Annotated in this window: 21 protein-coding genes, 1 tRNA gene and 2 pseudogenes; 11 read left to right on the forward strand and 13 right to left on the reverse strand. The window is 42.8% G+C overall.

Features of this window, described 5'->3' with window-relative positions; all coding sequences use genetic code 11:
- Positions 1 to 1,097 precede the first annotated feature (1,097 nt).
- Positions 1,098 to 1,610: a choice-of-anchor R domain-containing protein gene (locus EWV68_RS22020; protein WP_353737383.1), complete on the forward strand. Its 513-nt coding sequence runs from the start codon at positions 1,098 to 1,100 to the stop codon at positions 1,608 to 1,610.
- Positions 1,611 to 1,750: 140 nt separating this feature from the next.
- Here EWV68_RS22020 and EWV68_RS21640 read toward each other — a convergent pair whose 3' ends face one another.
- Together EWV68_RS21640 and EWV68_RS21645 are read right to left on the reverse strand one after the other, a co-directional pair.
- Positions 1,751 to 2,038 carry a hypothetical protein gene (locus EWV68_RS21640; RefSeq protein ID WP_044000022.1) on the reverse strand — a complete coding sequence of 96 codons (288 nt, stop codon included), beginning with the start codon at positions 2,036 to 2,038 and terminating at the stop codon, positions 1,751 to 1,753.
- A 312-nt stretch (positions 2,039 to 2,350) separates the two neighbouring features.
- Positions 2,351 to 2,560 carry a hypothetical protein gene (locus EWV68_RS21645; protein WP_287171014.1) on the reverse strand — a complete coding sequence of 70 codons (210 nt, stop codon included), beginning with the start codon at positions 2,558 to 2,560 and terminating at the stop codon, positions 2,351 to 2,353.
- A gap of 246 nt (positions 2,561 to 2,806) precedes the next feature.
- Between EWV68_RS21645 and EWV68_RS21650 the strand changes: the two genes are divergently transcribed.
- The 3 genes from EWV68_RS21650 (at position 2,807) to corA (ending at position 5,883) form a co-directional block, all read left to right on the forward strand.
- The gene (locus tag EWV68_RS21650; RefSeq protein WP_002759475.1) at positions 2,807 to 3,100 is read left to right on the forward strand and encodes a hypothetical protein; all 294 of its coding nucleotides are present in this window, start codon (positions 2,807 to 2,809) and stop codon (positions 3,098 to 3,100) included.
- Positions 3,101 to 3,353: 253 nt separating this feature from the next.
- Entirely contained in the window at positions 3,354 to 4,631 is a 1,278-nt protein-coding gene (locus tag EWV68_RS21655) for a recombinase family protein (RefSeq protein ID WP_287171017.1), read from the forward strand.
- A 91-nt stretch (positions 4,632 to 4,722) separates the two neighbouring features.
- The gene (gene corA, locus EWV68_RS21660) at positions 4,723 to 5,883 is read left to right on the forward strand and encodes a magnesium/cobalt transporter CorA (RefSeq protein ID WP_287171019.1); all 1,161 of its coding nucleotides are present in this window, start codon (positions 4,723 to 4,725) and stop codon (positions 5,881 to 5,883) included.
- A gap of 59 nt (positions 5,884 to 5,942) precedes the next feature.
- Here corA and EWV68_RS21665 read toward each other — a convergent pair whose 3' ends face one another.
- The 5 genes and pseudogenes from EWV68_RS21665 to EWV68_RS21680 all read right to left on the reverse strand — a co-directional run bounded on the left by EWV68_RS21665 (position 5,943) and on the right by EWV68_RS21680 (position 8,747).
- Positions 5,943 to 6,119 carry a hypothetical protein gene (locus EWV68_RS21665; protein WP_002759470.1) on the reverse strand — a complete coding sequence of 59 codons (177 nt, stop codon included), beginning with the start codon at positions 6,117 to 6,119 and terminating at the stop codon, positions 5,943 to 5,945.
- 545 nt (positions 6,120 to 6,664) lie between these two features.
- Entirely contained in the window at positions 6,665 to 7,174 is a 510-nt protein-coding gene (locus EWV68_RS21670; RefSeq protein ID WP_287171023.1) for a tetratricopeptide repeat protein, read from the reverse strand.
- Positions 7,175 to 7,282: 108 nt separating this feature from the next.
- Positions 7,283 to 7,795, reverse strand: coding sequence for a hypothetical protein (locus tag EWV68_RS21675; RefSeq protein ID WP_287171025.1), 513 nt, complete (start codon positions 7,793 to 7,795; stop codon positions 7,283 to 7,285).
- Between the two features lie 79 nt (positions 7,796 to 7,874).
- Positions 7,875 to 8,060: pseudogene (locus tag EWV68_RS22200) on the reverse strand (hypothetical protein).
- A 201-nt stretch (positions 8,061 to 8,261) separates the two neighbouring features.
- The gene (locus EWV68_RS21680) at positions 8,262 to 8,747 is read right to left on the reverse strand and encodes an allophycocyanin subunit alpha-B (RefSeq protein WP_012267184.1); all 486 of its coding nucleotides are present in this window, start codon (positions 8,745 to 8,747) and stop codon (positions 8,262 to 8,264) included.
- Between the two features lie 232 nt (positions 8,748 to 8,979).
- Between EWV68_RS21680 and EWV68_RS21685 the strand changes: the two genes are divergently transcribed.
- Positions 8,980 to 9,732 (forward strand): slipin family protein, encoded by a 753-nt coding sequence (locus tag EWV68_RS21685; RefSeq protein ID WP_287171027.1) that lies wholly within the window; start codon positions 8,980 to 8,982, stop codon positions 9,730 to 9,732.
- A gap of 226 nt (positions 9,733 to 9,958) precedes the next feature.
- On the opposite strand, the gene gorA is transcribed toward EWV68_RS21685, so the two are convergent.
- Entirely contained in the window at positions 9,959 to 11,311 is a 1,353-nt protein-coding gene (gorA, locus tag EWV68_RS21690; RefSeq protein ID WP_287171030.1) for a glutathione-disulfide reductase, read from the reverse strand.
- A gap of 292 nt (positions 11,312 to 11,603) precedes the next feature.
- On the opposite strand from gorA, the gene dacB reads away from it, so the two are divergent.
- Both dacB and glgA read left to right on the forward strand, forming a co-directional pair.
- Positions 11,604 to 13,028, forward strand: coding sequence for a D-alanyl-D-alanine carboxypeptidase/D-alanyl-D-alanine endopeptidase (gene dacB / locus EWV68_RS21695; protein WP_287171033.1), 1,425 nt, complete (start codon positions 11,604 to 11,606; stop codon positions 13,026 to 13,028).
- A gap of 181 nt (positions 13,029 to 13,209) precedes the next feature.
- Complete coding sequence (glgA, locus tag EWV68_RS21700) at positions 13,210 to 14,688, forward strand: glycogen synthase GlgA (RefSeq protein ID WP_287171035.1); 1,479 nt, start codon at positions 13,210 to 13,212, stop codon at positions 14,686 to 14,688.
- 278 nt (positions 14,689 to 14,966) lie between these two features.
- Here the strand turns inward: glgA and EWV68_RS21705 are convergent, their stop codons facing one another.
- Genes EWV68_RS21705 through trmB form a run of 3 tightly spaced genes read right to left on the reverse strand, consistent with a single transcriptional unit; the run spans position 14,967 to position 17,061 of the window.
- Entirely contained in the window at positions 14,967 to 15,764 is a 798-nt protein-coding gene (locus EWV68_RS21705; protein WP_287171037.1) for a tetratricopeptide repeat protein, read from the reverse strand.
- Positions 15,765 to 16,391, reverse strand: a complete 627-nt coding sequence (locus EWV68_RS21710) for a hypothetical protein (RefSeq protein WP_287171039.1) — start codon at positions 16,389 to 16,391, stop codon at positions 15,765 to 15,767. It lies immediately after the preceding gene.
- A 34-nt stretch (positions 16,392 to 16,425) separates the two neighbouring features.
- A complete protein-coding gene (gene trmB, locus EWV68_RS21715; RefSeq protein WP_012267192.1) occupies positions 16,426 to 17,061 on the reverse strand; it encodes a tRNA (guanosine(46)-N7)-methyltransferase TrmB in 636 nt (211 codons plus the stop codon).
- 66 nt (positions 17,062 to 17,127) lie between these two features.
- Between trmB and EWV68_RS21720 the strand changes: the two genes are divergently transcribed.
- The 3 genes from EWV68_RS21720 (at position 17,128) to petG (ending at position 19,686) form a co-directional block, all read left to right on the forward strand.
- Positions 17,128 to 18,216, forward strand: coding sequence for a metallophosphoesterase family protein (locus EWV68_RS21720; protein ID WP_287171043.1), 1,089 nt, complete (start codon positions 17,128 to 17,130; stop codon positions 18,214 to 18,216).
- A gap of 344 nt (positions 18,217 to 18,560) precedes the next feature.
- Complete coding sequence (locus EWV68_RS21725; RefSeq protein ID WP_190722221.1) at positions 18,561 to 19,046, forward strand: hypothetical protein; 486 nt, start codon at positions 18,561 to 18,563, stop codon at positions 19,044 to 19,046.
- Between the two features lie 523 nt (positions 19,047 to 19,569).
- The gene (gene petG / locus EWV68_RS21730; RefSeq protein ID WP_002738052.1) at positions 19,570 to 19,686 is read left to right on the forward strand and encodes a cytochrome b6-f complex subunit V; all 117 of its coding nucleotides are present in this window, start codon (positions 19,570 to 19,572) and stop codon (positions 19,684 to 19,686) included.
- A gap of 171 nt (positions 19,687 to 19,857) precedes the next feature.
- Here petG and EWV68_RS21735 read toward each other — a convergent pair whose 3' ends face one another.
- Entirely contained in the window at positions 19,858 to 20,409 is a 552-nt protein-coding gene (locus tag EWV68_RS21735) for a 1,2-dihydroxy-3-keto-5-methylthiopentene dioxygenase (RefSeq protein ID WP_287171041.1), read from the reverse strand.
- Positions 20,410 to 20,540: 131 nt separating this feature from the next.
- Here EWV68_RS21735 and EWV68_RS21740 point away from each other — a divergent pair.
- Positions 20,541 to 20,613, forward strand: a tRNA-Ala gene (locus EWV68_RS21740).
- A gap of 61 nt (positions 20,614 to 20,674) precedes the next feature.
- Here EWV68_RS21740 and EWV68_RS21745 read toward each other — a convergent pair.
- A pseudogene (locus tag EWV68_RS21745) lies at positions 20,675 to 20,944 on the reverse strand (NAD-dependent epimerase/dehydratase family protein); the annotation flags it as partial.
- Positions 20,945 to 21,069 lie beyond the last annotated feature (125 nt).

Here is a 21,069-nt window from a genome sequence, read left to right on the forward strand (position 1 = left end):
ATTAAAGATTAATTATTGTGACTAACTCTTTTGGTTAGAGAAAGATAAACTTGAGAATTTTCAGTCAAATTTATTGACTCAAAATCAGCTGTACTTAATTTAAATGAAACAGCCCTACCTTATCAAGGGGGGCAGGGGGGAGCCCCCCGTCTATCGGCACCCCCCTTATTAAGGGGGGATTAAGGGGGGATCGAACCTAAAATCCATTTTTAATTTAATTATAACCAGCTACTTAAATCCAGTTATTAAAAACTGATTATTTATTCCCCCTTTTGCATGAGTGCATGAGTAGAAAACGGGTTTCTCGGAGAAACCCGTTTTCTGTGCGTTACTCAGACTACTTAGAGCTTGCTGAATAAATGTGAAATGTAGGCAAGGTAAGGGTTTTGTGGCTTTTCTCGTGAAACAGGTGCAAGATTTTGAGAGAATCGTGCTTCAAAACCTTGGGTCTTCATCGGCCCGCGTCCTGTAGGGGCGAAGCATTCGGGCAATAACCTATCGGTGAAACCGGAGATTTTCTATCCGAATGCTTCGCCCCTACTTTTTGCCGCAAACCCTACATATCAGGAGAGGCAATAGGCAATAGGGGCAATAAATAATCAGCTTTTAATAACCGTATTTAGTATAAGGATAGGCGGTTAAAGTGCGTCTTAGCTTAGTTAAGGATATATCCGATTTAAAAGGGGCGAAATCGCCGATTATCCCTGTAAGTGTCGCGATTATTACCGCCGTACTCGCTCTTTACCCTCTCCCTAAAGGAATCCCACTTGGCACGACCAGAAACTGCCCGATGTTGCTCACCACTTTCTAGCCGTTTTGTCAACACCCTATAGAGTTAAATATCATACCAGACGGTAAATGATAACTATAAATAATCAATGGTCGTAAAGAAGAGACAGCTGCCATAGAATTAAGGCAATCTTTCTGAACTTTTTTAGAGATCATGAAAACCTCATCTATGTCTTTGGTGTTAGCGGGCATCAGTAGTTCACTTGTACTAACGGGGGGGGGTAAACCCTGTCCGCGCGGCAGTTCTGATCGGGAATCTCCCGCAAACGAATGATAATAATAGTACTACTTTAAGTGGTGTTAGTGTTATAAAAGCGCTCGCCTTTACCCTGCCCGCGGGTAACAATTACAGCCTCGACAACGCCATCCTGCGACTCGGTGGCTACGAAACCGGAGAGGCTCCCCTCGTCCAGATCCGCAATGATGTCGGGGGTAGCGATCCGGGCAGTACCGTCCTCGCCACTTTCACCAATCCTACCCCTCAAGGACTGGGAGTCTTTAACTACACCTTCACTCCCACTGGCCCCTTCACGTTTACCGCCGGTACTAAATACTGGTTATACGTTACCAGCACCAGTGGAAGTTTCTTCTGGAGAGCCTCTAATCCTAGCACAACCCCGACGGGCATCGCCACGTTATCGGGAAACCGGTTTGCTAATGGAGCGAGTTTCAATAACAGTACCACTTCTAACAGTTTCCAGATCAACGCAACCGAGATAACCGGTCCGGTGGCCCGCACTCCCGAACCTGGTGCGATCGCGGCGTTGTCCCTGTTCGGATTGGGTTTACTGGGGGTTAAAGGTCGTCGGAACGAGGGATAAGTTGCCGTAGGTTGATTCATGAATCAACTCTCATAGCTGTAGGTTAGGTTGAACAGAGTGAAACCCAACAACCGAGGATCTATGTCGGGTTTCGTTGCCTCAACCCGACCTACGAATTTACTATACAAACGGGGAAACTTTTAAGGATTAGGGATCGATCGCACCAGCAGAGTCAGAATACTGGTTAATACTGCTACTACCACGGGAATAATCAACGATTTTGCTCCCTTAAGGTCCGATACATCCTTAATTAAAGCGTTCTGTGTTCCCTCTACTTTTTCCAATCGCCTATCAATACTTTTGAGTTCGGTTTTCACCTCGGCCATATCTACTTTTAGATCGGTGAAATCTTTCTGTAAAGAGTCTAATTTTTCCGTGATATTTGTCAGGATAATTTCTAGGGAATTGGTGACGGGGGATTGACTCATCTGAATTTCCGGGAATATTCGATCGCCTAGTGGTATTGTAGGCTGTTTTTGTAGGTGATGCGCTCCTTACCAACGTTCTAAAATCAGTCCATCTACATAATTAAAATCAGTATCAAGTAGGTAGGCGTTAAAAGTTGTCAGACACCCCCCTTATCAAGGGGGGCAGGGGGGATCCCCCCGCCTATCGGCACCCCCCTTATCAAGGGGGGCAGGGGGGATCAAACCTAAAATCCATTTTTAATTTAATTATAACCAGCTACTTATCTGTCACCAATACCCAATTATTTTCTATACATTGAGCAGCAATCCATTTCACCGCTCATTGACATCTACCTGACGACATTCTGTTTTAATGGCTTGTTGTAGTTCTTGTGCCTCTGAATCGCTTAAAATGCCTGAAAAATTGGCTAGAGGATGACTGTTGCCTGTTGCCTGAACTCGATGTAAAAAATCTAATACGGTTTCTATTAGATCATCAGGTACTTGTTCGAGTTCTTGAATTAATTGTTGACGATGGTTCATAGACAGTCTGAACGAGTAATACAGTAAATGTAATGGCTACCTTGAATTCTCAATGACGTTCTCAAATTTTGGCGAACTTTTTCCCAGAAATAGATCTTAATTGACTCATCTGAATTTCGGAGATTATTCGATCGCCTAGTAATATTGTAGGCTGATAATCGTTGCCGTTGCCTCTGGATTGGTAATTCTGCCATCTTTCGGGAGTGATAGAATGCGAAGTATCCCCCGCAACAAGGAATTTAGCTTATGAGTCAATCGGGAGAAACCGTCACCTATTCCCTAGAAGCCATCCTGACGCGGATCGAGGGAAAGATCGATCGAATCGATGATCGCCTGACAAAACTAGAGGTAGGACAGGCAAAATTAATCGAGAAAGTCGAGGGAATGGATAAGCGGTTAGAAAGGCTAGAAAACGAACAATCGGGGCTAGTTAAGGATATATCCGATTTAAAAGGGGCGAAATCGCTGATTATCCCCGTAACCGTCGCGATTATTACCGCCATACTCACGGTTTTCCTTCGCTCTTTACCCTCTCCCTAGACGAATCGCGCCCGGCCTAGAAATTGCCAAGTCTAGCGGAACGATCGCCAGCTGGCGGGGGTTAGGGAGATGGACAGAAATTCCTTTTCCATTCGCCCGCAGGTAAGCTGTTGACTATCCAAATTACTGGTTAAGACTGTCTATGAGTGCCGGAGTTGGGAGCGGGGAGAGGTAGTTCGAGCATTTGTACTAAACTTTTCAAGACGCGGTTTCAAGGCAGTACAGCTTATCTATACCAGGATTTCGGCAAAACATGAAAATTATCGCCTACACCTATACCAATCCCCTGCTTGATAGTCCCCCCGATGCCTCGATTTCGACCTATTCTCCCGAACAAGTGTATCAGGATTTTGGCGATCGCTCACAACGGCAGCAACTGCTCCGCGATTGTCAAGAGACTCCCCCCCGACTGCTGATCCTGCGTCGCCTAGCAGAATTGGGAGACAATGGCACGGAAGTTAGCAAAATTTTACAATCCTTAGAAGCCCTCGACATAGATATAATTGCCCTAGAAGACCCGGATTATAAGCTGAATTTTGCCAAGATTCTGCAAGAAATATCAAAAAACGAACTAAGTAATCGTTTAAAAGCAGGTCACGCTCACAATCGTCTGCAAGCTTTACCTCCCCCCGGAAAAGCACCCTACGGTTATCGTCGTGGCAAGGAGCGTTATATACTCGATCGCAGTACCGCGCCAGTAGTCAAAGACTTTTTTGATCGCTTTTTGATTTCCGCTTCCCTGCGTTCCACGGTGCGCTATCTAGAAAAACGCTATGGTAAGAAGATATCGGTAGCTACTGCCCATAAATGGCTGACTAATCCCGTTTATCGCGGCGATTTGTGCTATCTCGGTCAAGATATTATCCCCGATACCCACACCCCGATTATCTCCCGGGAAGAAGCGGCCCAGATCGATCGCATCCTGAGAAATAATCGCAAATTACCCCCCCGCAGTGCCAGCGCCCCGCGTTCCTTAGCGGGTTTAGTCGTCTGTAGTCAATGTCAATCGGGGATGACGATTACCAAAGTGACGGCGCGAGGAAAGGGCCTAGAATACCTCTATTTGCGACCTTTGCAATGTCCCCGGACAAAAAAATGTTCGGCGATCGCTTATGAAAAAATTCTCAATAGCACAATCGAGCGCATTTGTCAAGACCTACCACCGACGATCGCTCAGATATCTTTACCGGATTTAGAGGGGATCAAACGGGGAATGAGCGAGGAAATAGGGCAAAAAAACGATATTTTGTCGCAATTGCCCTCCCTAGAAGCGGCGGGAATTTTAGATCAAGAAACGGCTAATCTACGGGCCTATAAACTGAAAAACGAGATCGCGCAGATTCAAGGACGTTTAGACCAATTACCCCCCGATAACCTGACTATTATCGCTCGTGCCGTTGCTTTTCCGCAATTTTGGCGAGATTTATCGGAAATAGAGCGCCGTTTTTATTTTCGTGAGTTTATCCGTCGCATCGAAATCGAGAGGGAAACGGCTAATAATTGGCATTTACGTTTAATCTTCGTTTTTTAAGAGTCTGGGACAATCTTAAAGTTAGCTAAAAATTGAGGAATGTTTGAGCGATCAATGCTAAGAAAAAGGCAAACAGCGATCGATCTCAACTATGAGCAATAACAAAAGATTAACTAGGTATAAAAAAGGGCGAAAATCCTCCCAGACAAAACCCCACCTTTATGATTATCACTATAATCAACCCGGGACGATGCCGGGGTTAATCACCATCGATGAAAATGCCGTTGCTACCGAGATATTTTTAATTAATTATAATTCTCAACAAGCCACTATAGTTAATAATCTTTTACCTCAAGACTGTCTTAAATATTTATCCGATGATTCCATCTCTTGGGTTGATATCGTCGGTTTGGGTAATGAAGATAAACTGCAAGAGTTGGGGGAAATTTTTCATTTACATCCCTTAACTCTTGAGGATATAGTCAGTATTCCCCAAAGACCAAAAGTGGAAGAATGCGAGAATTATCTTTTAATTATAGTGCCAATGGCCATCCTGATCGATCATCAGGGTTTTTTGTTAGAACAAATCAGTTTAATAGTCGGGAAGAATTATGTTTTAACCGTGCAGGAAGAAGGACAATACGATTCTTTGGAAGGAGTTAGGGAAAGAATCCGTTTAAATAAAGGTTCCATCCGGCAGCAAAAATCGGGTTATTTAGCCTACTCGATTTGGGATGCCATTATTGACGGTTATTTTCCTGTTTTAGAGTCCTACGGAGAAAGAATCGAGGAGTTAGAAAACGAAATTTTAGCTAGTCCCACGGAACAAATTTTATCAAAAATCTACCAACTGCGTCAGGAATTACTCTCCCTGCGACGAGCAATTTGGCCGCAAAGGGACACCCTCAATGCGCTTTTACGCGATGAGTATATTGTCATCGATACAACCATTAAACCCTATCTAAGAGACTGTTATGACCATGTGGTACAAATCCTCGATGTTATCGAAAATTACCGGGAATTTGCCAATGGTTTAATGGATTTTTACCTGTCTTCCGTGAGTAATAAAATGAACGAGATTATGAAAACTTTAACGGTAATCTCGACGATTTTTATCCCGCTCACCTTCATTGTCGGTATTTATGGCATGAACTTTAATACTGATAAATCCCCTTATAATATGCCCGAATTAGAATGGTATTGGGGCTATGTATTCGTCTGGGTGTTGATGCTAACCGTTGCTTTCAGTTTAATCATTTTCTTTTGGCGACGCGGCTGGTTTAAGAACCTATCGACAGTGAAGAAAAGATAAACTGTTAAGCAGATTAGACAGACTGGATGACATGGCTGGCATCTAGCAAGAGAAAATGGCTATTGCAGAGAAATTAATAATTTAGTGTCTACGGTATTTTTTAACACTTTCAGTTGATGGCTTCTCATTTTGTCCAACCAACTATAGTGCTGGCTGTGACATTGATAGACGATATCGATGTCACCAATCTCTGACTTAACTTGAGCCAAGTAGTTTTCTAGTTCGCTAATTTTCATAACCAATCTCGCTTGCGCTGAAGGACATCAACCCTAAACCAAGAATTATCGCTAAAGGATAGGGGTGACTACAGTTACTATTATAGGCCGATCATAATTCCTAAAAAAGTTCTTATCTAACAAAGTTAGCTAATGTCAGGGTTAGATGATATTAGCGAAGTTTCTTTCTAGTCGTCTAGGGGGCAGGGCCATTCCTAGGTAGGGTCTGCTGAAAAAGTTTTTCGTGGGGGTAGGGTGTAGGGTGTGGGGTGTAGGGTTTTACCCATTTTCAGGGGGTCAATTACCTAATTTTCAGGGAAAAAGTGCCTAAATTTCCCCCCCGATCACTCCAAGGGCTGGCACTTTTTGATTTCAAAAAAGCCTAAAAATATTATCCAACAAGATTTTTAGATTTATTCAGCAAACCCTAGCTAAAGTGGCTAATTTACCGAAGAAGGGCTGCAGTAATGCCCAAGCAATGTCGATAATCGCAACAAGTCAAGAAATAAAAAATTCTCGATATTGTCTTTCACTTCCCCCAGCTTCAATAATTAATTCTTTTTTCATTACTTTTTAGTCTCTGGAGGTCGCTGTTTAGAAGCTGCCGCAATCGCTTGATTTAAGCGAGTTAATTCTTCTTTAAACTTCGGTTCTTGGGGATAGTTTTTGACTAATTTTTCTAGGATACTTTTAGCTCCAGAAACGTCTTGAGTTTGTAATCTTGTTCCATAAAGAACTAGCATAACTTCCAGATTGTCGGGATATTTTTGATATAACTTTTCTAAAGGTTCTCTGGCTCCGATAAAATCTTTTAACTGTAAGCGAGCTTGGGCCAGTCCTTGCAAAGCAGTGGGGTTATCTGGTTCACGTTCGAGAATTTTCTCGTAACCTTTGACCATTTCTTCTAATTTTTCGGGAGGAATAGTTGCCTCTTGCCCGGGTTGATTGCCCTGGGGGGAATTAGAATTATTATTTTTCAATAAACCTAAAGTTGGCACCACCATTAAAGCCAGAAATACTAAACCAGAGGAAACAATTAAGACTCGTTTGAGCGTATCGTTATTTTTTTTGGGCATACTTTTTAAAGATTAGAGATAAGCAATTTTGTAGGGTGCGTGTTTGCGGCGATAACCTTGGAATGAAAAACCAAAATTAGTAATCCGCACCCCACGCACCTGATAAGATTAATCCGTAGTAACTCGATGAAATTCGTGACCCCAAAGATTATAAGCCCAAATGCCCAAGCCAAAACTACCTAAGCAGAGGATGGTGAGCATCAGGAAAACTTGCCACCTATTGTAACCTGCTTCCTGAAGTTCTAGACGACCAAGGATAGTGGCGGCTAAGAGGATTAAAACTCGACTAAATACCGCCCACTTGTGGAAGATAAAGACTACCGCCAAAGACCAGCCGAGAATTGATAATACAGCACTAATATCGTTTTTAAACCAACTGCGGAAAAATACCGGCATTAAGTGACTAAACAGAGTTAATCCTAGGGCAATTAAGAGGATAACCCCTACCGCTAGGATATAGATGATGATTTCTAGCCATTCGCTAGTGAGAGTCCAATTCATCTCATCACCGCGGGCAAGTAACCAATCACTCCATGATAAACGCTCATGGGCGATCGACCAGCCAAACACCCCATAGACCGATGGAATCAGAAAAGTAAGTAGTATAATGCGCCAAAACATAATCAGTTATCAGTTATCAGTGATCAGTTATCAGTTATCAGTTTTGAGTTATTAGTTATCAGTTTTGAGTTATTAGTTATCAGTTTTGAGTATTAAGGTTCTTCGTTACTTGGTATGGTTCGATAGGGGGGCATAAATCGACTAAATCCTTATCTGGCAAGAGACTTAATTGATTAGTTCGCTCTAGAGCAAAAACAATTGACAAAAATCGCTAAATGCCTCTCTATATAAGGGTTCCATCCCTTATAACCCCCGTCCATTGCATAACACAAACCGAAGAGCCAGTATTAAGTGAGCAGTATGTATTAAGTGAGCCTGATCAAATGCCAGTTTACTACTGTCTTTTCACTGATTACTGTTTACTGCTTACTGATCACTGATCACTGAAAAAAGTCAAGCCTGAACCCTGAAAGAGACGAAAATTGCCCCTTTTCAGACTTCAGGCCCTTGGGATTGTCCCGATCGCTTAGGACATATACTGGATGATAAAGTCGAAGTAGGGGGCTGCTGCCACGGCATCCTCTTGAGTCAAAAGACCTAAAGCGGCCTCTTTGAGACAACGAATCGCCTCCACCATGCCGGGGACGGGAACATTAAGAGAGTTATACATCTCTTTGACCCCGATCAGACCGGTTTGTTCGATCGGTCCCTTATCTCCGGCTAATACCCCATAGGTAACTAGACGCAGATACCAACCATAATCGCGCAAGCATTGATTATATTGACGCTGACCGTAGGCATTACCCCCCGGCGCTCTATAATCGGGACGTTTCTTGAACAGTTGTTTTTGAGCCTGATCGACGATTTTTTTCTCATTGTCAGCGAGAGTCTCGGCAATGCGAATTCTCTGCTCACCGGTTTTTAAAAATTGCCCGATACCCTGTAGTTCACCACTACTAGGATAACGAAGTTCGTCGTCGGCTTTGAGGATGACTTGGCTAACTACGCTCATAATATCAAGGTAAATTCTGATAACATTCTGTAGTTTATCTCAGGTCGGGGTCTGGAAGTCGAGTCATCCCTGCTGGTTAGGCAATTCCTAAAAATTGTAATATTTCGTTATGAGTTTCCCCGACAGCCCGGTTACTGTCTAGAATGAATGTATTAGTGGTCAGGAGCGAGGAGATGGCAATTGAGATGTCACCGCACACCGATTAACTTGAACCCGATAACTGGTAATTAATATGGAATTTTTAGCACCCTTCCTATTGATAGCGGGCATTCTGGGATTAAATGGCTTTAAAATCGATCGAGAATACCAGCGTGGTGTTATCTTTCGTCTAGGGCGTTATCAAGACACCAAAGGCCCCGGACTGTACTGGATCATTCCCCTAGTTGACCAAAAAATGCAGCTGGATATTCGCACCAAAACCGTCGATATCGCCCCGCAAGAAACTGTCACCGCCGATAATGTCACAATTAAAGTTAATGCGGTTCTCTACTATCGCATTATCGATCCTAGCAAAGCGATTAATAAAGTCGAATCCTACCCCGCGGCCGTTTATCAAGCGGCCATGACCACTTTAAGAAATGTAGTTGGTCAAAATCATCTCGATGATGTCTTGCAAAAACGAGACAAAATTAATCAAGCGGTTCAACAAATTGTCGATGAAATTAGCGAACCCTGGGGCATTGATATCGAACGGGTGGAGATGAAAGATGTGGAAATTCCCACTGGTATGCAGCGAGCTATGGCCAAGGAAGCGGAAGCATTGCGAGAAAAACGGGCCCGTTTGATTAAAGCTGCCGCAGAACAGGAAGCTTCGCTAAAATTAGCGGAAGCTTCCCGATTAATCATGGAAAATCCCGCCGCTTTGGAATTACGCCGCCTACAAATGTTAACGGAAATTGGAGCGGAAAATAACACCAGTACCGTGATTATGCTCCCCTCCGATATCTTAAATCTCGCTCAAAAATTAACTGAAAAAAAATCATAAAATGGCTCAATTGTCAATAGCCAAAAAGGTTAATTTTCTCCGGTGTGTTAGGTGGGTTTAAGTAAGTGGTTATAATTAAATTGAAGATAGATTTTGTCTTTGATCCCCCCTGCCCCCCTTGATAAGGGGGGTGCCGATAGGCGGGGGGATCTCCCCTTAATCCCCCCTTAATAAGGGGGGTAGCTGACAATTTTTAACACCTATCTAACACACCTAAAATTGTTAATTAACGCATGGTGACGAATTCCTCGGCAGCACTGGGGTGAATGCCGACAGTGGCATCAAAATCGGCTTTTGTCGCCCCCATTTTTACGGCAATGGCTACTCCTTGAATAATTTCGGCGGCGTGATCTCCCACCATGTGCGCTCCGAGAATTTTACCACTTTCCTGATGGACAACTAATTTCATCAAAGTTTTGTCCTCTCGGGCCGGTAAAACATTGTAACCGGGGCGGAATTTAGACCGATAAACTTTAATTCCCGTGTCACCATATTGTTTTTTTGCTTGCAATTCTGTTAATCCCACCGTCGCCGCTTCAGGAGTAGAAAATACTGCCGAAGGAACGTTTTCATAACTCATTAACCGGGGTTTATTACCAAAGACTGTATCGGCAAAAGCTCGCCCCTGATTAATGGCCACGGGAGTTAAATTAATTTGATCAGTACAATCGCCCACGGCATAGATATTATCTTCGCTGGTTTGGCTATACTCGTTGACAACAATTGCCCCGTTTTTTACCTCGACATTGATATTCTCTAATCCCAATTTTTCCAGTTTAGGAATTCTTCCAGTAGCGGCTAATCCTAGGGCATCAACAAATAAGATTTCTGAGATTTCTTTACCCTGAATATGTACTTTTAAACCCGCGGCAGTTTTCTCGATCGAAGTGGGGAAAGTTTCGGGCATAATTTTAATTCCCTGACGGATCATTTCCGCTTGAATCTCATCGCGTATATCCTCATCAAAACCTCTTAAAATCTTGTCTTTACGGATTAACTGCACCACTTCTGTCCCTAATCCGTGCATAATACCAGCAAATTCTACCCCAATATATCCTGCCCCTAAAACTATAATTCTTTTCGGTTGTTCTGGCAGTTGAAACATGGCATCAGAAACTACCGTATGTTCGATCCCCGGAATATCAGGTTTAACGGGATGTCCCCCCACGGCAATTAAAATTTTATCGGCAGTAATTTTCTCGTCTCCCACCTCTAGGGTATGGGTATCAATAAACTTGGCATAATTAGGAAAAATCGTCACTTGAGAATTATCGAGCATCTTTTGATAAATGCCATTCAAACGTATAGTTTCCTGATTAACTGCACTAATTAATTTTTGCCAATTTAACTGACTCTCTACCGGACTCCAACCGTAACCTTCCGCATCCTTAAATAGTTGCGGAAAACGACTAGAATAAACCATTAATTTTTTGGGAATACAACCGCGATTAACACAGGTTCCTCCCAAACGATCGTATTCTGCTAATCCCACTTTTGCCCCGTATTCGGCTGCCCGTCTAGCGGTGGCAATACCACCGGAACCACCACCAATCACCAATAAATCAAAATCATAACTCATAAAAACATCCTCGCAAATGAATAGAAGTTTGACGGAATCAAGAAACTTTTTTGGCAAAAAGGGGAGCGAATATCTCGGATCAATCCCTAACTGAATCTATCGAGTAACTAGCAGAATATGGTCACTAATGCTGCTAAATTAAGTAGGTAGGTATTAAAAACTTTCAGATCCCCCCGCCTATCGGCACCCCCCTTATTAAGGGGGGCAGGGGGGATCAAACCTAAAATCCATTTTTAATTTAATTATAACCAGCTACTTAGAGTCAATTTACCTACTGCCAAGACTTAATTCTATGCTAACACGCCGCTCGAAATTATCTTTTCTCTTGGGGACTTGTTCCCTATTTCTCTGGGTAAACCATCCCGTCACCCTCGCAACCCCCATCAGTCAAGACAATTCCCCCCCTTCCGAGTTTATCTGTCCAGCAGACTTAGCCCCCAGGATCGATCGCATTTTGGCCCGACCCGATTATCAAGGCGCTTATTGGGGAATTTTCGTAAAATCCCTTAATTCTCAGGAAAATCTCTATAGTCTCCACGAAAATAACTTTTTTACTCCCGCTTCTACTGCGAAATTATTAACCACTGCTGCCGCTTTCAGCAAATTTAACCGCGATTATCGTCTGAAAAGCCCGATTTTAGCCCAGGGCAACCCCCCCGATTTAGAGACTTTAACCTTAGTCGGGAGGGGAGATGCAACCATAACCACAGAAAAGTTAGAAAAATTAGCAGAAAAGTTAAAAGCACGGGGAATTAACTCAATTTCTCGCTTAATTGTCGTTGCTAGTCCTTTTGTCGTCTCCGATAGTCAAAAAACCTGGGAATGGGAAGATGTCTTTTTTGACTATGCTGTACCCGCGTCTAGCTTGGTTTTAAACGAAAATTCCGTCACTTTAAAGCTTTTACCGCGACAATTGGGGCAAAGCTTAGATTTACAATGGTCTGATCCCATTGCCGCTAAACAATGGCTAATTGAGAATCAAACCAGCACCGCAGCGCAAGGAAGCCCGAATACTCTGGTAATTAAGGGCAATTTAGCCAATAATCGCCTGATTATCACTGGTTCTCTGGCTATTGATAGTCAAGATGATTTTAATTTAGCTATTCCCCAACCTTCGGAGCATTTCCTCGATCGCTGGCGTAATATCCTTGAAAAAGCGGGAATTACCGTTAAAAATGCAGAAATTAGCTCACAAATTCGCGGTTATGAGATCACCAATTTAGAATCAGAAACTTTAGCATATTTGGTGGAAAAAGTCAATAAAAATAGCGATAATTTACTAGCCGAAACCCTACTACAAATGATCGGCGGTGTCTCGGGATTGCAAGAAACTTTAACAAAACTGGGAATTGACAGCGATAGTTATAAAATCGGCGACGGTTCGGGGCTATCACGACAAAACCTAATTAAACCCAAGACTTTAGGTCAAATTTTACAACTAATGGCAGAAAATCCTGATTATCGGCGTTCTTTAGCCATTGGCGGCGTTGATGGCACTTTAACCAATAGATTTCGCCAGACTCCCCTAGAAGGACGATTACAGGCAAAAACCGGGACTTTAACCGGAGTTACCGCTCTCGCCGGTTATCTAGAAACCGCCGACAATCAACCCCTAATCTTTAGCATAACCGTCAATAACAGCGATCAACCCGCCACCACCCTCAGAAACGGCATCGATGAGGTGATTTTGCTCCTAGGACAGTTAAAACGCTGTTAATCTTCAGGAGGCAATAGGCAAAAGGCAATAGGCAAAAGGCAGCTTTGTTCTCCCCAACACCCCAACTTCCCCAACACCCAACTAATTCGATCGATCGAGTTATTTAATCACAGAAGACTGTATACTTTTGTAAAAATTGCTTCTAGCTGACCTGTAGATTAATCGAGGGAGTTATTGATATATGTATATAGTTCAGGTTGCCTCCGAGTGCGCCCCGGTGATTAAAGCTGGGGGATTGGGGGATGTGGTATATGGATTGAGTCGAGAATTAGAAATTCGCGGTCATTGCGTGGAGCTAATCCTACCCATGTATGATTGTATGCGCTACGACCAAATTTGGGGCTTACACGAGGCTTATCGCGACCTGTGGGTGCCTTGGTACGGTGGGGCAATTCACTGTAATGTTTTTTGTGGTTGGGTACACGGGCGCTTGTGTTTCTTTATTCAACCCAATTCGGGGGATAATTTCTTTAATCGCGGTACTTACTACGGTTGTAAAGACGATAATATGCGTTTTGCCTTCTTCTCTAAAGCCGCTTTAGAATTTTTGCTCAGAAGTAATAAACGTCCCGATATAATTCATTGTCACGACTGGCAAACCGGTTTAATTCCGCCCTTACTTTTTGAAATTTATAAATATCATGGTATGGGCAATCAGCGCGTTCTTTACACCATCCATAACTTTAAGCACCAAGGATTTGGAGGTGCAGAAATTCTCTGGGCAACAGGATTAAATAACGATCCTTACTACTTCAGCTATGCCCGACTACGCGATAACTTCAATCCTTTTGTGATTAATTTTATGAAAGGTGGGATCGTTTTTGCCAACTATTTCAATACCGTCTCACCCCACCATGCTTGGGAAGCACACCACACTGATGTTAGTTACGGTTTAGGCCATACAATTCACCAGCATCAACACAAATTTACCGGCATTCTCAACGGTTTAGATTACAATATCTGGAACCCGGAAGTGGATAAATTTATTGCTGCACCCTACGGTGTTGATAGCTTCTCCGAGAAGGCACGCAATAAGAAGGCACTGCGAGAAAGACTCTGGTTAAGAGATGAAGCAGAAAAACCCTTAATTTGTTATGTCGGTCGTTTAGATGACCAAAAAGGCGTACATTTAGTTCACCATGCCATGTATTATGCCTTAGCTCGCGGGGCGCAATTTGTCCTACTAGGTTCCGCCACCGAATCGTTAATTAATAACTGGTTCTGGCATGAGAAAAATCACCTAAATAATAACCCTGATGTTCATATTGAATTGGGCTTTAATGAGGAATTATCTCACCTCATTTATGCGGGTGCTGATATGATTGTGGTTCCCAGTAATTTTGAACCCTGCGGACTGACACAAGTAATCAGCTTAAAATACGGAACCGTTCCCATCGTCCGGGGAGTTGGTGGTTTAGTTAATACGGTTTTTGATCGCGATTATGATACCTATCACCAACCCGAAGAACGCAATGGTTTTGTCTTTTTTGATCCCGATAATAATGCCCTCGAATCAGCCATGTCCCGGGCATTAGAATTGTGGTACACTCAACCGGAAGAATTCAAAAAATTAGCGATACAAGGCATGGAATGCGATTACTCTTGGAATCGCCCCGGGAAAGAATACGTTGCCCTCTATGAAATGATTCGCCACAAATAAACTGCATCTTGTCTCTAGCAATTCCCTGGCAGTTGTCAACAGAAATTCGAGGAATAGATTTGTTGAAATTTCCAGGGTAATTGCTTTAGTTTTGACCGATTCCTGACTCCTAACCCCACCAACAAACTTTTTGCCGCAAACCCTAGGTAGGGTTTGCGGCAAAAAGCTTTTCCTAGGGGCAGGGTGTGGGGTGTGGGGTGTGGGGTGTGGGGTTTTACCGATTTTCAGGTGGTCAACTACCTAATTTTCAGGGAAAAAGTACCTGAATTTTCCCCCGATTAGAGCAGAAATGTTAACTTTGCTTGGTATTCTTGGGTGAGGGGATGACTAACTCCCAAAATCTGAAATATGGCTAACATGGCTTTTCTTGCCCCATCCTGACGATATTTTCTACTTTCCCCCACCAGGCTGATCAGTTTATCTAAAGCGGCGGCATAATCTTCTTTTAATGCGGAATTAATCCCAGTAAAAAATATCGGATCGAGGGGATTATTTTCTGGTTTTAACTGTTGAAATTCTAGGAGAGTTTTCCAACCTTTGATAACAGGATTTTCCTCTTTAATAGCACTGATTAATCGATAAGCATCTGACCATTTTTCCAGACGCATGAGAAATTTGACCGCCATAATAATTAATCGCGGTTCGTTGGGATATTTAGGAAAAAGACGATCAAATAATTGTTTAGCTGCGGGCAAATTATCGAGGGCAATCGCTTCTTGTATTTCTGCTAATCCTGTTTCTAATTCCGATTTTAAATCGAGACGGGAAAATAAGTCTCTAATTTGTTCTTCTGGCAAAGCACCAACAAAACAGGGTAACACTTCTCCCTTGCTGACAATTCGCACATCGGGAACTCCTTCTACATCGTATTGTTCGGCTAATTCGGGACTTTTATCTATATCTATTTTTGCCAGGATAAAATTATATTCACTTGCCAGTTTTTCCAGCATCGGTTTTACCAATTTACAGGGTCCACACCACAGGGCATAAAAGTCTAAAATCACCGTATTTAGATAGGACTTCTCGATTACTTCACTGTCAAAATTTGTCCCATCTACATCGATAGAATATCCCATCTATTTCTCCTCTAATAAATTATTTTCAGCTAGTTTTGTCTCACTTATCTCTTTTACCCAAAGGGCTAATCCTCCCCCTCGTCCCCGGGCTGCCATCATTGTTTCTGTGATCAGAAAATAGGCAAAAAATGCCTGTTTTTTGATACTTTCCTGATAAAAATTCGCTTCACTTACCTGGCCATTTCTAATAAAACCTGAATAGAGAGAGCGATTAAATAGGGTTAGGTTGAGCCGGGTAAAATCAAAGGCGAGAAGACGGGTTTTAGGAAAAAACTTAACCGGACCGCTTACGGATAGTTTTACTGCCCCTAAAACTATCTGATTGCTGACGCTTCCAGAGATAAATTCTCCCGGTTCTAAACTCTCATTTCTTTGGTAAGAGATGGTAATTTTTAACCAGGATGGTAGATAGCGGCCTTTGCCTAAAACAATTCCCGCTCTCTTTTTAGCTTTTTGAGTTCCCGTGATAAAGTATAATCGCCAAGTACCGATCAAAGCCTCAAAAGTAAGATTTTCTTTAGTTTTTTTAGTGTTTTTTTCTTTGGTTAAGAGAAATTCTAGCAATTGAGAGACAGGGGGGCGATTATTATCCTCAAGTATTAGGGGTGAGTCGAGATTTCTAACCATGATTTCAGACAGTGCCAAGATATTTTAGCTGAAGCTACCGAACTCGAAAAAGCGAGCGATAAACCGGTTGACCCTTATTATAAGTGGACTTTTCCCTCTCCGTCGGTACGGGGAAAATATTTTCCTCTAACCAGGGGGTTTGATGTTGCCGAACAAAATGGGGATGTGCTTGAAATCTCTCGGTCATTTCCAGGGCGATCGATTCCACATCCGACTGTAAAAAAACCCAGCCCCCAGCTACCATATACTTAGCTAAAGCTATTACTAATTCTGGCTGCACAACCCGACGCTTGCTGTGACGCTGTTTAAACCAAGGATCGGGAAATTGAATCGACACCCAAAATAACTTATCTGCGGGCAAAGATTGCAGTAAAATTTCTGGGGCAACATTCATATTGCCAAAAACAAAAGCGAGATTACTTAATCCTAACCTTTCCCGTTCCTGATTCGCTTCAATTACCAAAGGTTGACGAATTTCAATCCCCAAAAAATTAATTTCTGGCTCTACTTGGGCCATTTGTAACAAAAATTTACCCCGCGCACAACCAATGTCAAGATGGAGAGGTTGCGTCATATCCTGATAAACTTGATTCCAATCGGGGGGAGCGATCGGATGGCGATATTTATGACTTAAGGGATTGACGTGCTGACGAACGCGAACTTTAGCCAAAGATATTTTCTCCTCTATTTCTCCTCGATCAATCTAGTTTACCGATATTTAGCCCAATTCAATGCGATGAATTTCCGTTTCGCCATTCTCAGCGATCCTCATATCGCTTTACCCACAACCATTTTGAACCATTCTAATCGCTTTCATCTGGTGGAAGTGAGTATTCCCGCTTTAAAAATTGTTTTAGACCATCTGATTACCCTTAACCTTGATTTTCTGCTGATTGCTGGCGATTTAACCCAAGATGGTGAACCAGAAAATCATCGTTGGTTAGCCGATTGTTTAGCCACTTTACCCTTTCCCGTCTATGTGGTGCCGGGTAATCATGATGTTTTGAGTTTAACCGCAACAGAAAACCAGATCGGTTTAGCAGATTTTCCCTTTTATTATCAACAATTTGGTTACAGCAATCCCGAACAAATATACTACCAAAAAGAAATTTTACCCGGAGTGCAATTAATCGGTCTTAATTCTAATCAATTCGATGAGCAAGGTGGACAAATTGGCAGTTTAGATGCAGAACAATTGCATTGGTTAAAACAGACTTTACCATCGCTAAAAAACGATCTAGTGATGGTGATGATCCATCATAACGTTATCGAGCATTTACCTGGACAAAGCAATCATGAATTAGGTAAACGCTATATGTTGGCTAATGCGGTAGAACTGCTCGATATACTACAGGAAAACGGCGTAAAATTGTTGATTACTGGCCATCTCCACGTGCAGGATCTGGCTTTTACTAGAGGTATCTATGAAATTACCACCGGCTCCCTCGTCAGTTATCCCCATCCCTACCGGGTGCTAGAATATTGCGAAAACACGGTTGAATTAGCCATAGAATCTTTTCATCTGCAAAATATACCCGGATGGGAGAATTTACCCGCTATTTCTCGGCAATGGTTAGGCGATCGCTCTTATCCTTTTATGATGCGTTTGTTAACCTGCCATCCCCTCAATCTTCCCGTGAGTCTAGCGGAGGAATTAGCCCCGAAATTACGAAATTTTTGGGCAGATGTGGCTAAAGGTGACACAATCTTCGATTTTAGCGATTTTCCGCCCCTAGCACGCCGTTATTTTTACGCTTTCAGTGCCATCGATCCCCTCGGTAATCCTCATTTTATCGACAATCAAGCTGTAATTAGGGTTTGCTGAAAAAGCTTTTCCTAGGGGCAGGGTGTGGGGTGTGGGGTGTGGGGTGTGGGGTTTTACCGATTTTCAGGTGGTCAATTACCTAATTTTCAGGGAAAAAGTCCAGGAATTTTCCCCCTAATCACTCCAAAGGTCGGCACTTTTTGAGGGAAAACAAGTCTAAAAGTCTTATACAACAAGGTTTTTAGATTTATTCAGCAAGCCGTAATTAGTTTCAAGCATCAGTTCAGTTATCAGCGATCAAACTTGCTGGTGGAGATGGGAGAATAGCTGCAACAAATAATTAACTATAGCTTATAGTTAAGGTACGCGGCCGCTATCTTGGCAGAAAATATCAAAAAAAATCAATGGAAGCAATTAAAAAGGAATTGAAAAAAATCGGTTCTCTTGCCCTGTTTTTTTTCTTGGCTTTCGGTTATATTCTTCTGATCATGAAATTATTTCTGGAAGAATATTCGATTACTACCTACGTTTTGGGTAAAGCGAGCTTAGGGGCGATCATTGCGGCAAAAACCGTGGCCATTCTCGACGCAGCCATGAAGCTAGAATGGTTAGAAAATCGACCCCGTTACCTTAGCATTCTGTATCGAACCTTTGTTTATACCCTAGCAGCACTGATTCTCGGCTCGATCGAGGGTTTTCTGGAAGCTTATCGGGTAACGCGGGTAATTTCGGAGGCAATGGCTAAATTTTGGCAAAGGGAAAGTTTCTCTCAAATCCTTGCGGTTACTCTCTGTCTCGCAGTGGTTTTTTGTCTCCACAATCTCTGGCAAGAAATCGATCGCTATTGGGGTAAAGGCACATTGAGAAAATTTTTTCTCGGTCGCTCCTAGAGTAGAGCAGTTATAGCGTTTTTCACTCTGCTGAGGTACAAAAGTTATGGGTTTTAGGCAAAAGGCAACAGGCAAAAGGCAAAAGGGAAGAAAAATAGGTGTACCTCACTAGCTTAGGAAACGCTATATCTTAATGGTGAGATAGGAAGTTTTCCGGCTCTCTTAGGTTTGGTGGGTAAAATGTATTCTAAGATACATTCTTCCTAGCGAGGGGGTGGAACGAACCACAAAGACACAAAGGACACAAAGATTGATCGATCCTATGTAAGTTAAACTTATCACACAGAACCTAGAAGAGCCGTTTTCCTTTTGGGGAGTCGGGAGACTCCGAGACAGGAGACAGTCTTGAATCAGTTATCAGATCTGAGTTTTCAGTTCACTGATTACTGATTACTGTTCACTGTTCACTGAAAATACACCCCACACCCCACTTAAGAAGTATGTACGATCGCCCTATCTTTCGCGGGCAACCCCTGCTAGGATAAAATACGGGTGAAAAATTGCTAATCCAAGGAGTACAGACGTGATTGAACCTTTAGTGCTAGGGATTGTCCTAGGCTTAATTCCCATTACCCTAGCGGGTTTGTTCGTTGCCGCCTACTTACAGTACAAACGGGGCAATCAATTCGGCTTAGACTAAATCTATCACGCCAATCCCCCGAATTGAGACAATCTCCCGTCAAGCTAGGCACTAGACGGGAGATTTTTCAACAGGACAAATTTGCCGCTTAACAGATTGTTGCTGCCGGGGTTGCCATCCCTGCACAACTCCTCTGTCTTATGGGGAAAGCGATCGCCAAAAAACCAAAGGCTACACGGCTGTTAAACTAGGAAAACGAATGACAGTTTCCGTATATTCGGGAACCCATCCGGCGGTACTGGTGAAGTAACGCACTGCTTTAACTCGTTTACTGGCAGTGAGGTGAAACCAGTGTTCGCTATGGGCGGGAACATTGATATATTCTTGAGGTTGAATAGTTAATTCCCCCTGAGAACCATCGGGAAAGACAAAGCCAAAAACCCCCTCCCCATCAATGATATAACGCACCTCATCGTCAGCGTGGGTGTGACAGCGCTCGAACTTTGCCAGTAAAGTGTCGAGATTGGGAATTTCAGGGTGTAAAACGATTAAATCTCTAGCTTGATAACCCGCTTCTTGTTTAAGTTGCTCAAAATAACCGTCTAAGCTGGTTAAAACTATTTCTTTTTCTTCGTCAGTCAGAGAAGCTTGTTTAAGTAGCTGACGAGTGGCTTCGTTTTCGATCGGCCAATAGTTTAAAGTGACATTTAATTTGGCCAATTCCAGACTAATATCGGCTAACTGGGTATAGGTTGTCCCATTCTCTAAGCGTAGTATCGCCATTAGTTATCATCCTCAAGATTACTTTTTCCATTTTAAAGTTTTCCAGAGAGAAGCCGCTCGATTTTTTGCCCCTCGATCCCTTGCCAGTTCCTAGGATTTTCTGCTCAAAAATGCTATTATGGTCTATATATGGGGAATTAGCTCAGTTGGTAGAGCGCTGCGATCGCACCGCAGAGGTCAGGGATTCGAGTTCCCTATTCTCCATTTGCCAGAGATATTAACCAGAAAGCAACTAGAAAATACCTTTTAATTCCTTCCCGTGATTATAACCAGCTAAAACGGAAGGTTCTGCCGAACATTCTCGGATTAAATCCACTGGCAAAGCGGATGCTTCTAAGTCTTCCGCATTTCTGACATCTCCATGTACAAACTCAATTCCCGCTTGTTTGAGACGGGGAATATTTAACTCGGAACCGCGAGGTTTTAAGTTATCTAAAGCGATAATTTTCCAGTCGGGATAGAGTTGGGCTAATCCTAAACCTAAGGAACTGCCCACAAAACCCGCACCACCAGTAATTAACACTTGCCTAGTCATCAAAAATACGGCTCTTCGGGAATTGTTATGCAAATAATTAACTTAAAATAAAATTCGATGAGAGCGCCTACGCTCAAAAGTAGCTGAAATCCATACAGGGAAGGACTTAAGGCACAAACAGGTTA

Source organism: Microcystis sp. M_QC_C_20170808_M9Col (assembly GCF_007095495.1).
In the GTDB taxonomy this organism is placed as follows: Bacteria; Cyanobacteriota; Cyanobacteriia; order Cyanobacteriales; family Microcystaceae; genus Microcystis; species Microcystis aeruginosa.

Coding starts and splice junctions, on each gene's coding strand:
- EWV68_RS21670 (WP_287171023.1), bottom strand. CDS start 7,174: ATGCCCAAAAAAAATAACGATACGCTCAAACGAGTCTTAATTGTTTCC.
- EWV68_RS21665 (WP_002759470.1), bottom strand. CDS start 6,119: ATGAAAATTAGCGAACTAGAAAACTACTTGGCTCAAGTTAAGTCAGAG.
- EWV68_RS21650 (WP_002759475.1), top strand. CDS start 2,807: ATGAGTCAATCGGGAGAAACCGTCACCTATTCCCTAGAAGCCATCCTG.
- EWV68_RS21645 (WP_287171014.1), bottom strand. CDS start 2,560: ATGAACCATCGTCAACAATTAATTCAAGAACTCGAACAAGTACCTGAT.
- EWV68_RS21705 (WP_287171037.1), bottom strand. CDS start 15,764: ATGGGATATTCTATCGATGTAGATGGGACAAATTTTGACAGTGAAGTA.
- EWV68_RS21735 (WP_287171041.1), bottom strand. CDS start 20,409: ATGGCGATACTACGCTTAGAGAATGGGACAACCTATACCCAGTTAGCC.
- EWV68_RS21685 (WP_287171027.1), top strand. CDS start 8,980: ATGGAATTTTTAGCACCCTTCCTATTGATAGCGGGCATTCTGGGATTA.
- gorA (WP_287171030.1), bottom strand. CDS start 11,311: ATGAGTTATGATTTTGATTTATTGGTGATTGGTGGTGGTTCCGGTGGT.
- corA (WP_287171019.1), top strand. CDS start 4,723: ATGAGCAATAACAAAAGATTAACTAGGTATAAAAAAGGGCGAAAATCC.
- EWV68_RS21640 (WP_044000022.1), bottom strand. CDS start 2,038: ATGAGTCAATCCCCCGTCACCAATTCCCTAGAAATTATCCTGACAAAT.
- EWV68_RS21655 (WP_287171017.1), top strand. CDS start 3,354: ATGAAAATTATCGCCTACACCTATACCAATCCCCTGCTTGATAGTCCC.
- glgA (WP_287171035.1), top strand. CDS start 13,210: ATGTATATAGTTCAGGTTGCCTCCGAGTGCGCCCCGGTGATTAAAGCT.
- EWV68_RS21675 (WP_287171025.1), bottom strand. CDS start 7,795: ATGTTTTGGCGCATTATACTACTTACTTTTCTGATTCCATCGGTCTAT.
- EWV68_RS21720 (WP_287171043.1), top strand. CDS start 17,128: ATGAATTTCCGTTTCGCCATTCTCAGCGATCCTCATATCGCTTTACCC.
- EWV68_RS21680 (WP_012267184.1), bottom strand. CDS start 8,747: ATGAGCGTAGTTAGCCAAGTCATCCTCAAAGCCGACGACGAACTTCGT.
- dacB (WP_287171033.1), top strand. CDS start 11,604: ATGCTAACACGCCGCTCGAAATTATCTTTTCTCTTGGGGACTTGTTCC.
- EWV68_RS21710 (WP_287171039.1), bottom strand. CDS start 16,391: ATGGTTAGAAATCTCGACTCACCCCTAATACTTGAGGATAATAATCGC.
- EWV68_RS21725 (WP_190722221.1), top strand. CDS start 18,561: ATGGAAGCAATTAAAAAGGAATTGAAAAAAATCGGTTCTCTTGCCCTG.